General features: G+C 64.6%; 10 protein-coding genes. 5 read left to right on the forward strand and 5 right to left on the reverse strand.

Annotated features, from left to right (window positions below):
* The first annotated feature begins 396 nt into the window (after positions 1-396).
* On the forward strand, positions 397-3462 hold the full coding sequence (locus BJI69_RS05195) for a TonB-dependent receptor (RefSeq protein ID WP_046966922.1): 3066 nt from the start codon (positions 397-399) through the stop codon (positions 3460-3462).
* A gap of 881 nt (positions 3463-4343) precedes the next feature.
* Here BJI69_RS05195 and BJI69_RS05200 read toward each other — a convergent pair.
* Both BJI69_RS05200 and BJI69_RS05205 read right to left on the reverse strand, forming a co-directional pair.
* Positions 4344-5234 carry an EamA family transporter gene (locus BJI69_RS05200; protein ID WP_046969684.1) on the reverse strand — a complete coding sequence of 297 codons (891 nt, stop codon included), beginning with the start codon at positions 5232-5234 and terminating at the stop codon, positions 4344-4346.
* Between the two features lie 29 nt (positions 5235-5263).
* The gene (locus tag BJI69_RS05205) at positions 5264-6055 is read right to left on the reverse strand and encodes an AMP nucleosidase (protein ID WP_046969688.1); all 792 of its coding nucleotides are present in this window, start codon (positions 6053-6055) and stop codon (positions 5264-5266) included.
* Between the two features lie 156 nt (positions 6056-6211).
* On the opposite strand from BJI69_RS05205, the gene BJI69_RS05210 reads away from it, so the two are divergent.
* Both BJI69_RS05210 and BJI69_RS05215 read left to right on the forward strand, forming a co-directional pair.
* Complete coding sequence (locus tag BJI69_RS05210) at positions 6212-7156, forward strand: DegV family protein (protein WP_046969683.1); 945 nt, start codon at positions 6212-6214, stop codon at positions 7154-7156.
* Between the two features lie 2 nt (positions 7157-7158).
* Complete coding sequence (locus BJI69_RS05215; protein ID WP_046969682.1) at positions 7159-7803, forward strand: DUF4124 domain-containing protein; 645 nt, start codon at positions 7159-7161, stop codon at positions 7801-7803.
* 11 nt (positions 7804-7814) lie between these two features.
* Here the strand turns inward: BJI69_RS05215 and BJI69_RS05220 are convergent, their stop codons facing one another.
* Positions 7815-8255 (reverse strand): GNAT family N-acetyltransferase, encoded by a 441-nt coding sequence (locus BJI69_RS05220; RefSeq protein WP_052767398.1) that lies wholly within the window; start codon positions 8253-8255, stop codon positions 7815-7817.
* A gap of 86 nt (positions 8256-8341) precedes the next feature.
* Positions 8342-9124: an SDR family oxidoreductase gene (locus BJI69_RS05225; RefSeq protein ID WP_046969681.1), complete on the reverse strand. Its 783-nt coding sequence runs from the start codon at positions 9122-9124 to the stop codon at positions 8342-8344.
* A 90-nt stretch (positions 9125-9214) separates the two neighbouring features.
* Between BJI69_RS05225 and BJI69_RS05230 the strand changes: the two genes are divergently transcribed.
* Entirely contained in the window at positions 9215-10015 is an 801-nt protein-coding gene (locus tag BJI69_RS05230; protein WP_046969680.1) for an ABC transporter ATP-binding protein, read from the forward strand.
* Positions 10016-10060: 45 nt separating this feature from the next.
* Complete coding sequence (locus tag BJI69_RS05235; protein ID WP_046969679.1) at positions 10061-10279, forward strand: hypothetical protein; 219 nt, start codon at positions 10061-10063, stop codon at positions 10277-10279.
* Positions 10280-10289: 10 nt separating this feature from the next.
* Here the strand turns inward: BJI69_RS05235 and sppA are convergent, their stop codons facing one another.
* Entirely contained in the window at positions 10290-12209 is a 1920-nt protein-coding gene (gene sppA / locus BJI69_RS05240) for a signal peptide peptidase SppA (protein WP_052767397.1), read from the reverse strand.
* Positions 12210-12248: the final 39 nt, after the last annotated feature.

Genomic DNA, 12248 nt, shown 5'->3' on the forward strand with positions numbered 1-12248 from the left:
ATCCGGTCGCTCCGCAAGTACTTGCCTCGCAAATAGTTGCTTAGGACTTTTTCCTATTGTTCCTAGGCATTCCCGTACTTTACGTTCTTTTCACGCGCCGCTTCGGCGCTGTCGTCAGCTCGCCTCAGGGGAATGAGAACGGGCGCGACTTTCGCCAGGGACGACGTCTTGCACGATCTTTTTGGGGAGCAAAAAGCACATGCCACACCACGCCATCGCGCGCACCCCTTTCGATTGACGACGTGACGCCGTCCGCCCGGTAAGAGGCGCTCGGCCGAACGACTTCCATTTGGTTCTCCGCCCGCCGGCCTTTCCGGCGGAACGTCCGCGTGCCGCGCGGATGCGGACGGACTCATCCCGTTTATTCGTCACGCGTTTTTTCAGGAGGGACGTTCCATGCAGTACGCAAACCGTTCAATCGCGCCGCCGCGCCGCAAGCTCGCGCTTGCCGTGGCTTTCGCCGTATCCATCGGCGGTGCCGGCGCGGCCTTGGCGCAGAGCAACGCCACCGGCGCCATCTTCGGCTCCGCCACGCCCGGTGACATTGTCCATATCGAAAATACGGACAACGGCCTGCGCCGCGACATCACCGTCGACTCCGGTGGCCGTTATCGCGCCAACTCGCTGCCGATCGGCACCTATACCGTCTCGCTGTTGCACAACGGCACGGTTGTCGACACGCACAAAGGCGTACAGACCCAGATCAGCCAGGGTACCGACGTCTCCTTCGCCGCTACCGCCGCGGCTGCCGGTGCGGCCGACACCACCAACCTTGGCAGCGTCCAGGTCACCGCCAACACCCTTCCCAGCATCGACGTCAGCTCGGTCGACTCGCGCACCGTGCTGACCGCCGACCAGCTGTCCAAGCTGCCGATCGCCCGCACCTCGATCAGCTCGATCGCCCTGCTCGCCCCGGGTACCACGCCTGCCGTGCGTGGCTACGGCAACGCACTGTCGTTCGGTGGCTCGTCGGCCTCTGAGAACGCGTACTACATCAACGGTTTCCAGGCGACCAACCCGCTGACCGGCGTGAGCTCGCGCCAGCTGCCGTACGACGCGATCGATCAGGAACAGGTACTGATCGGCGGCTACGGCGCGGAATACGGCCGCTCCACCGGTGGCGTGATCAACGTCGTCTCAAAGCGCGGTACGAACGAGTGGAAGGGCGATGTGCAGGTGTTCTGGTCGCCGAGCGGGCTCAATCAGCAGCCCCGCGACATCGATCTTCGCGACGGCACCAAGTACCAGAAGGGCAACACGTACGCGCTGCGCGACAATGAGAATCTGCAGTACTCCGGCTCCATCGGCGGCGCACTGGTCAAGGACAAGTTGTTCTTCTTCGCCGCGGCCGACTGGATCAAGAACACCGGCAACTACACCGGCCCGAACACGACCAGCGACGACGAGCACGACGTCTCCAAGACCAAGCGCTGGTTGACCAAGATCGACTGGAACATCACCGACAACAACATCCTCGAGTTCACCGGCATCGGCGATACCGAGACCGAAGACCAGTCCATCAGCGCCTATAGCTATCAGACCGGTCGCGGCGATTATCTGGGCCACGTCTATACGAAGAACTACAACGGCACGCAGACCAACGCGACCCCGGGCGGCAATACGTATATCGGTCACTACACGGGTTACATCACCGACGACCTGACGGTCAACGCGATGTACGGCCGGTCGCACTCCGATCACAGCCAGGACATCAACTCGGCCAGCGGCGATGCCTGCCCGCTGATTACGGACAAGCGCGCAGGGTTCGCGAACAACCCGCAGACCGGTTGCACGGTCGGCGGCTCGACCTTCCTCCTGCCCGGCGCGGAAGACAGCAGCCACGGCTGGAGCGCCAACATCGAGTACCGCATCGGCGATCACGATCTCCGTGGCGGTGTCGATAATTATGTGCTGCGCGCCACGTCGGGCGCCCTTCCGCAAGGCGGCACGGGTTACATCTACAACGATGTCGCCGATGGCACCGCGATCAAGAGCCGCCTCTCGGCGCTGGGTCTCGACCCCGCCCTGTACAACCCGGCGAACTTCGCGAATGGTTATTACGTCGAACAGACGGCGTTGAGCACCGGCACCTCGGCGCGCACCAACCAGCGTTCGCAGTTCGTCGAGGACAACTGGCAGATCACGGATCGCTGGCACGGCTACATCGGCCTGCGCAACGAGCAGTTCACCAACTACAACGGCGCCGGCGAAGCCTATGCGAGCGCGCGTCACCAGCTCGATCCGCGCCTGGGTGCGTCGTGGGACGTCTACGGCGACAGCTCGCTGAAGATCTACGCCAATGCCGGCCGCTACCATCTCGGCCTGCCGACCTCGGTCGCGATCCGCGGCGCCGGTCCGTCGACCTATCCGTCGCAGCTCTTCGGCTTCACGGGCATCGATCCGACCACGGGCGAGCCCACCGGCCTGGTTGCGGGTCCGTACTCCGGCAACTTCAACAAGAACGGCGCCAACGGCGTACCACCGGATGCGAAGACCGTTTCTGCCCAGGGCCTGCACTCCTACTACCAGGACGAGTACATCTTCGGTGCCGACCAGCAGCTCGACAACAACTGGGTGGTCGGCGCGAAAGCCATGTACCGTCGCCTGCGCAGCCTGATCGACGACACCTGCGACTCGTCGCCGATCCAGACCTGGGGTGACGAGAACGGCCTGGGCGATCAGGTCGCGGCCGGCATTGCGCGAAGCACGGGTTGCTGGCTGTACAACCCGGGTCGCGCGAACACGTTCACCGTGTCGCCCGCTCCCGGTCAGTACCTGAGCGTACCGCTCACTGCTGCCGACATCGGCGAACCGCGGGCCAAGCGTGCGTACTACATGCTCGACCTGTACGCCGAACATCAGTTCAGCGACCACTGGTACGCGAAGATCGACTACACCTATTCGCGTAGCTACGGCAACTCCGAAGGCCAGCTCGATTCCAATATCGTCCAGGCCGACGTGTCGACCACCGAGAGCTGGGACTTCCCGGCCATCATGGAAAACACCAACGGTGACCTGCCGAACGACCAGAAGCACCAGCTGCGCATCTACGGCACGTATGCGCCGAACGACGAATGGGCGTTCTCGACGGTCACCCGTATCGCTTCCGGTTACCCGGTCAGCTGCATCGGCACGCGTCCGGATTCGGTCGGTGGCGATCCTAACCAGTACGGCGCCGCCTACTTCTACTGCAATGGCGAGCCGGCCAAGCGCGGCACCTTCGGCCGCACGCCGTGGACGTACAACGTGGACCTGAGCGTCGCCTGGAAGCCGACCTTCGCCGATCACAAGCTGACGCTCTCGGCCGATGCATTCAACGCACTCGGCAAGCAGCGTGTCACCCAGTACTACGAGTACGGCGAAACCGACAGCGGTACGCCGGACCCGCAGTACAAGCGTGCCCGCTCGTTCTCGGATCCCCGGACCATCCGCCTGGGAGCCCGTTACGACTTCACGCTGTAACCGCACCGCTTAGCGTCATCGCATAACAACAACAGCAAGCATTTCCCCGGATATTGGCCGCTCCAGATGGAGCGGCCTTTTTTTGGTTCTTCGCACACTCCGTAAGGCGTGTGTGCAGTGCCTTGTTCGCGGGCTCGCCTTCGTCCTGACGTTGGCGGCTCGGCCTCGCCGTCGCTCTTTACACTTGGGCGTCTCGCGGGGAGACCTTGGTGCCCACCCTCGCTGCTCAGACAGGTCCTCCGCGCTCCGTAAAGGAAAGGCCGCTGACGCGGCCCGTGTACTTATCTGGCCTACGGCCGCTCCACTTGTGCGGAACTCGCCTCGAGGGTGGACGCCAAGGTCTCTCACGACGATACGGTTAGCTGGAAGGCGAGCCGTTGGAGTGGGTGTGGCCGCCGAAGCGGGACGTTAGGGCGGTCGTGCTGGCGCGATCAGACCGATTCGGTGAGCGCCTTTCTCTCCGCGGCGCTGCGCTTGCGCGAACGATCGCGACCGGCGCGCAAGGGGCGACCTTTTGGCGATGGCGAGGAGCCAGCCGCCGAAGCAGCGTTGCTTCGGCGGCTCGACCCGCACGAACCTCAGGGTTGGGAAGAGTCTTCGGTGTTCACCCTCGAGGCGAGTTCCGCACAAGTGCAGCGGCCGTAGGCCAGATAAGTACACGGGCCGCGCAGCGGCCTTTCCTTTACGGAACGCGGAGGACCTGTCTGAGCAGCGAGGGTGGACACCGAAGGCTCTCTGCCTCAAGCCCACCAGCGCGGGTAGGCACCGATGGCTCTGCGCCGCACTCCTCCACGCAATCGGCAGCGCAATGACGCCACAGGAATCGACGAATAACTCTTTTTGTGAGTGGTTGCTGGCACCCATCGCCGATGAATCGGCTCTTACAAGGGGGCGGGCGTCCGCTGTTGCTTCCGGAAGTACGGTGCGCAGACAAAGATCGTCACGCCGGCGAGCATCACGGCGGCACCGATCCACACGCCAGTGGCGAAGTGTTCGTCGAAGGCCAGGTACGACGTGACGATGCCGGATACCGGCACGATCAGTGACAACGGCGCGACGCTCGCCGCCGGGTACTTCTTCATCAGGTTATTCCAGACCATGTAGCCGAACACGGTCGTGACATACGCCTGGAAAAGCACCGAACCGACAGCTGCCCACGACACACCGTGCGACAGCGCGACGAAGGGTGCCGCGCCCTCGTTTACATACGTCAGCACGAACAGTGCCGGCGCGGAGAACACGCTCGACCACGCGACGAAGGCCATCATGTCTTTTGGCTTGTGCCGCTTCACGATCAGGTTGCATACGCTCCAGCTGATCGCCGCGAGCAGGACGAGCACCACGCCCAGCGTGGTCGATGTACCCGACGTGGCGTGGATCACGACGAGCAGCCCCGCCGCGGCAACGAGCATGCCTGCCACTTGCGGCCCACGAACGCTTTCACGCAGGACGACCGCGCTGAGGATCACCGTGAAGAACGCGCTGAACTGCAGCACCAGCGACGACAGGCCGGGCGACATGCCTTTCGACATCGCCAGGTTGACCACCCACCACAACCCGACCCCGAAAAGAAGGCCGTACGCCGCGAGCGAGACGAGTGGTACATCGCGCGGTCGGGGTAGGAACAGGATCAGCGGAAATGCCGTGAAGGCGAACCGCAAGCCGGTGAGCAGGAACGGATCGAGGTCGCGAAGACCCACCTCGATCACGGAAAAGTTACTGCCCCAGATCAGGGTGACGAGGATGCCGAGCAGGAGATCGCGGGGTTTCATGGTCGTCCTTGAATGGATCGCGTGGCGCATCAATCGGGAAGGGAATCGTCCTCGAAGCGAAGATGCTTCACGCTGCGACCATGGCGACGCACCAGCTTCAATGCCTCGATGCCGACCTTGATGTGACGCTCGACAAAGTTGGCGGTGACGACCGCATCACTGCTCTCGGTCTTCACACCTTCGGGGATCATCGGCTGGTCGGAGACCAGCAGCAGGGCGCCGCAGGGAATGTGGTTGGCGAAACCGGCGGCGAAGATCGTCGCGGTCTCCATGTCGATCGCCATGCTGCGTGTGCGGCGCAGGTAATCCTTGAAGGCTTCGTCGTGCTCCCAGACCCGGCGATTGGTGGTGTAGACCGTGCCCGTCCAGTAGTCGTGGCCGAGGTCGCGGATCATCGTCGACACCGCGCGCTGGAGCTGGAAGGCCGGGAGCGCCGGTACCTCGGGGAGCAGGTAATCGTTCGAGGTGCCTTCACCACGAATCGCGGCGATCGGCAGGATCAGATCGCCAATGGCATTCTTTCTCTTGAGGCCACCGCACTTGCCGAGGAAAAGGACCGCCTCGGGCGCGATGACGCTGAGCAGGTCCATGACCGTGGCGGCATTGGGGCTGCCCATGCCGAAATTGATCAGGGTGATGCCGTCGGCCGTGGCGTTGGGCATGGGCCGGTCGCGGCCGCGCACTTCGACACCGTGGTCGAGGGCGAAGCGCTCGACGTAATGGCCGAAGTTGGTCAGCAGGATGTGCTGGCCAAAGTCCTCCAGGGGGGTGCCCGTGTAGCGGGGCAGCCAGTTGGAGACGATCTCGTTCTTGGTTTTCATGGGGAATCCGACGACGCGGTTACCGGCGACGCCACGCCGGCGGAGTGCCAAATTCATTCGGGCAAGTGTAGCATCCGGCCCAAGCGGGGCTAAGTGGAACGCAGCGGGCGTTTCGGGTGCCGCTGGGCCATGGGCCTTCGACGGGGGACATACCCGATGCGAATCGGTGTAGCGATTGATGCGGCCTGCGACGTGCCGCAGGACTTCCTGGAGCGCAACGGCATCGCCGTGATGCCGATCACCGTGAAGGTGGACGGCCAGAAGTTCAAGGACGACCGCGACCCGGTGGAGATCCAGCGTTTCCGCAACCAGAAGCTCGGTAGCAAGAGCCATTCGGGCGAAACCGAGCCCAGTTCGGTCGAGGACGTGCAGAACCTCTTTCTCGACCGCCTGGTCAAGGACTACGACTGCGTCATCTGCCTGACGATCATGGCCACGCGCAGCCCGATCCACGACAACGTCATCAAGGCCAGCTTCGCCATCCTGAAGAACTACCGCCCCATCCGCGAGGCGGCAGGGATCACCGGCCCCTTCCTGATGCGCGTGGTCGATACCCGGAACATCTTCGCCGGCTCCGCGCCGGTGGTCGCCGAAGCGGTGCGCATGATCCAGGCTGGCAAGTCGCCGGCCGAAGTCCGCGAGCGCGTGGCCCATATCGCCGACTGCTCGTATGGCTACATGCTGCCCCGCGACCTCAACTATCTCCGCTCCCGCGCCCGCAGCAAGGGCGACCGCAGTGTCAGCTTCATGAGTTCGATGCTTGGCACCGCCCTGGACATCAAGCCGATCCTGCGCGCTCATCGCGGTGAGACCGGCCCGGTAGGCAAGGTGCGCGGGTTCGACCATGGCGCCCAGCTGCTGTTCGACTATGCAGCCAAGCGCGTCCAGGCCGGCCTGCTCGTCCCTTCGCTGTCGCTCAGCTACGGCGGTGATCTCGACGAGATGCGTGCCCTGACCGGGTACCACGCCCTCACCCGCGTCTGTGGCGATGCCGGCGTGGAAATCCTGGAAAGCCCGATGAGCATCACCGGCATGGTCAACGTTGGCGAAGGCGCCATGACCCTGGGCTTCGCGTCCGAAGACCACGTCGCGGACTTCTGAGCATGCGTCTTGCGGTGTTCGCGCTGGCCGCCCTGGCGCTCGTCGCCACGGGCGGCACCCGGGCGGAAACCGTCTACAAATGCGTGGCGGGTGGGCAGACGACCTACCAGCAGACACCGTGTGCGAAGAGCCAGCGGCAGGAGACCATCCAGCTGGAGGACTCGGCACCGGCCAACGGCCAGGTGGCGCCCATGCCCGAAGCGCCCCGCCGGGACGACGCCGTGGTGGCGACTCCCCTGCCTACCCGACCACTACCACCGATGCCCCAGATGTTCGGCTGCGTTCGAGCGACCGATAGCAAGTCCTACACCAGCGCGGACGGCAACCCTCAGCCTTATCTGGCGCCACTTGGCGTGCTCGGTGTTGCCGGCGGCTCGCTGTCGGACACCTACGGCAACCCCAATGCGGCCGTTGCCTCGGCACCCGAGCTCAATCGGGGCAAAGGCAATGTCGGCGCCATCGCGACGAGCAACTACGTCTGGGTGCAGGACCAGTGTCGCGAACTGAGCCCGGCAGAAACCTGCCAGGCCCTGCAAGCCGACGCGGACGCCACGCAGCGGCAGATTCGCAACGCGTTCAAGAGCGACCGCGGGCCGCTGGACGCGAAAGCCGACCGGTTACGCGATCAGCTGCAATCCTGCCGCTGAGTCCAGGCTCCTCAGCCCTCGGCAGGTCGATGCTTCACGAACCGGCGCGAATCCGTGCCGTAACCCAGCGACTCATAGAACCGATGCGCCTCGGGACGGTGATTCCCGCTCGTCAGGTCGACGCGAGCGGCACCGGACGTCCAGCTCCACTGCTCGGCCGCAGCCATGAGAGCCGTACCGACGCCTTGCCGCTGATGACCATCGCGTATCGATAGCGCCGTGATACGCGCGAGATGCCCCGGCGCGTGGAATAGAGGCGTGACGTGGATGCTCACCACGCCGACGACGAGCGCGCCTTTGCAAGCGACGAGGACCGCGTCCGTATCGTCCCTGAACGCAGCCAGCTTGGCGTCGACCAAGTCCGCATCGGCGCCGTAGCCGAGCGACTGCAGACAGATCGCGATCTGGGTGGCATCGCCCGATGCCGCGCGGCGTATATGAAAATGCGTCACGTCATCGCTCCGTTTGGCCTCGCGTAGACACGCGAAAACGATACCCGGGACATCTGACAACGCCCGGGCCGAACCGTGGCGAAACATCAGAACCCGTAACGCAGGAACCCGCCATCTACCGCGACGATCTCGCCGGTGACATAGCTCGAGGCCGGCATGCAGAGGAAAGCGACAGCACCCGCCACTTCCTCCGGCTCGCCAATGCGTCCCATCGGCGTGCGATCAAGGACCTCTTCCAGGTACTCGGCGTTGGCTAGCGCCGGCTCGCTGCGTTGCGTGCGGATGTACCAGGGCGCGACGGCATTGACTCGGATACCGTCTTCCGCCCATTCCACGGCCAGGTTCCGGGTGAGCTGATGCAAGGCTGCCTTGGTCATGCCATAAGGTGAACCGGTGCGCACATGCGTGATGCCGGAAACGGAGCCGATATTCACGATCGCAGCATTCGCATGCTGCACCAGATGCGGATACGCGGAGCGGCACATCTCGTAGGCAGAGAAGACATTCAGCTCGAAGAGCTGCCGGTATTCGTCCGGCTCGTAATCGAGGGTGGCGCGAGGCGTGTTGCCGCCCACGTTGTTCACCAGGATCGACAGGTTCACTTCGAGGTCGGCAACCCAGTCGAACACGGCCAGACGATCTTCCTCGTCCGACAGGTCGGCGGCCATCGCCAGGATCTCGACCTCGGGGCACTCTTCCGCGAGCTCGTCGCGCACTTCCTCCAGTTGGAGTTCGTCGCGGGCCACCAGGAGGACATCGGCACCAAGGACCGCCAGCTCACGCGCGCAGGCGTAGCCGATACCTTTGCTGGCTCCGGTGACGAGGGCGGTGCGTCCGTCGAGGCGCCAGCTGCTAAGTCGTGGATGCATGGGAGGTCTCCTTCGATAGACGAATCGTACAGCGTGCCTGCCGTTCGACGAAGGGTTGAGCCCATCGGCCGCTTGCGACAGGATGGAGCGATGACCGATCACGATGCCCTGCTTTCCATCGACCGGGCCACGGTGCTCCGCGAGAACCGGCGACTGCTCGATGCCCTCTCCCTGGCGATCGCGCCGGGCCAGCACACGGCCATCCTCGGCCCTAACGGCTCGGGCAAATCCACCCTGGTGAAGTTGATCGAGCGGCGCATCTATCCCCTCGTCCACGACGATGGTTCAGCGGTCGTGCGCATCTTCGGCCGTGACCGCTGGAACGTGACTGAACTACGCTCTCTCCTCGGCGTTGTGTCGTCCGATCTGCGTCGGGAGTTCGAAGCGAGCAACGAGCAGGCATTGAACGCCGTGCTTTCGGGTTTCTTCGCGTCGATGACGCTTGGCCTCGATCACATCGTCGACGACGCCATGCGCCGTCAGGCGATGGACGCCCTCGTGCGTGTCGGCGCAGCGCATCTGGCCGAGCGCGACGTTTCGACACTGTCGACCGGCGAAGCTCGACGGGTGTTGATCGCCAGAGCGCTCGTTCACCGTCCACGCGCGCTGCTCCTGGACGAACCCTGCGCCGGGCTCGACCCCGGCACGCGGCGACGCTTCCTCGACCTGCTCAGCGAGCTGGCCCGCGAAGGAACCACCCTCGTGCTGGTCACGCACCACGTGGAGGAAATCGTGCCGGAGATCGATCACGTGGTGATGCTGCGTGACGGCCGCCTTTTCGATCAGGGACCCAAGGAACGCCTGCTCGCCGACAGTCACCTCTCGGAGCTGTTCGGCTGGCCGGTGGAAGTGGAACGGGGTAACGGTTTCTACGGCGCACGATTGCGCTGACCGGCCGCGCGCGCGAGACTCGACGCGACCTTCGAGGGAACCCTCATGATCCGCACCGCTCTTCCGTTCGCGCTCGTCCTTGCCTGTGCCGCCTGTTCGAAGCCGGCGCCCCCGACGCCGCAGCAACCGCCGACACCCCAGGCGCGCGTGTCAACGCCCTGGGATTCGATGGAGGCGCAGAAGAAGAAGGCGCAGGACGTGCAGAAGACCGTGGACGACCAGGCAAAGGCGCAACGTGAGGCGGTGGACGCGCAGACGCAGTGAGATAAGGCTTTTACCGCGGCGAGCAGAAGCAATACGCGTAGACGTGCGGCTTTCCTGCTTCCGCCGTACGGAACAGCGCAAACTCCGGCGCCAGCCGCGGCAGCTCGGCCACCCAACTCGGCAGATGCAGACCCCACGACAGCGCCACGTGCGTTTCGGAACTGTCGCCGACATTGGTCAGGAAGCGCTCGAAGGCGCCCATCGGCTTCTCGGCGTAACGCACGTTGAAATCCTTGCCGAGCTTCGCCTCCGCCGCGGCGTCGCGGATCGCGTCGTCGAGGCTGCCGATCCGGTCGACGAGGCCACGATCGAGCGCCTGCTGGCCGGTCCACACGCGACCCTGGGCGATCGCATCGATCGATGCGAAATCCTTGCCACGCGCCTTGGCGACATTGCCGACGAAGTCGCGATAACCCTTGTCGATGATGCTCTGGATGAGAATGCTCACCTTCGGGTCGAGCGGGCGCGTGATGTCGAACGCACCGGCGAGCGGGCTCGTGGCGACACCGTCACTCTTCACGCCGATCTTCGCCAGGGTATCCGGCACGGTGTAGAACATGCCGAAGATGCCGATGGAACCGGTGATGGTATTCGGCTCCGCATAGATGCGATTGGCGTTCATCGATATCCAGTAACCGCCGCTCGCGGCGACATCGCCCATCGAGACGATCACCGGGATACCGGCGGCACGCGTCGCCGCCACCTCGCGACGGATCTGCTCGGCGGCGTAGACCTCGCCACCCGGCGAGTTCACGCGCAGGACGAGCGCGCGGGTACGACGGTCGAAACGCACGGAACGGATCAGGGCGGCCGTGGACTCGCCGCCGATGCTGCCCTGCGCCTGCTTGCCGGAGGTGATTTCACCTTCGGCGACGACCACGGTGACGCCCTGGCCGGTCTGCAGCATGTCGGTGGTGGAAAGCCCGCGGTCGGCGAGATAGCCGTCGAGCTCGACCTGACGGAAGCCCTGGTCTTTCTTGCCCGCAGGCACGCCGCGCTCGCGCAGCATGGCGACGAACTGCTGCTCGTTGGCGATACCGTCGACCAGCCTCTCCTGCACGGCCAGATCGGCCAGGCTGCCGTTGGCGTCGCGCACGCGTTCGGCGAGGTTGTCCACGTCCGCGCGAAGGACGGCCGGCGCGATGTGGCGCAGCTTGGCCACTTCTTCGATCCAGGAGGTCCATAGACCGCCTAGCCAATAAGCATCGGCTTCCTTCGATTCCGGCGACGCGTGATCGAGGATGAACGGCTCGGCGGCGCTCTTGAACTGGCCGACGCGGAACAGGTGCACTTCCACGCCAAGCTTGTCGAGCAGATCCTTGTAGAACAAGCGGTAATTGGCCAGACCGGTGGCCATCACGCCGCCCTGCGGATCGACGTAGAGCTTGTCGGCATGGGCCGCGAGATAATACTGGCCCTGGTCAAGGCTCACGGCCCAGGCGAGCACCGGCTTGCCGGCGGCGCGGAAGCGATCGAGGGCGGCACCCACCTCGCGCAGGGCGGCAAAGCCGCCCGCCTGCAGTTTGTCGGTGCGCAGCACGATCTGGCTGATCCGGCTGTCTTTGGCCGCAGCGTCGATCGCGCGCACGAGATCGCGCACCTGCACCTGCTTGACGCCGTCGCCGGACATGCGGGCGATGGTTCGCGAAAGCGCATCGGCACTGTACTGCTCGACCAGCGCCCCCTCGGGCGCCAGCACCAGCACCGTCTTGTCTTCGACCTTGTTCGCATGGCCGCTGACCATGAGCACGACCACGAAGATCGCGAGGATCCCGAAGAAGATCGCATTGATGATGATCAGCCGGGTGATGTTGAGGCCCCGGCCAAGGCTACGCAGGAACCGGCCGAAGCCGCCTCCGCGTCGCGGCGGGGGAACAGGCTGCGGGCGACCGGGCAGGGGTGGCGGCGTGGCGTCGTGACGGTCCGGCATCTAAGCGGGTTCCTCGAAGGTTGTGTCGAGCGTAGCGCG

The organism is Luteibacter rhizovicinus DSM 16549 (genome assembly GCF_001887595.1).
Classification (GTDB): domain Bacteria; phylum Pseudomonadota; class Gammaproteobacteria; order Xanthomonadales; family Rhodanobacteraceae; genus Luteibacter; species Luteibacter rhizovicinus.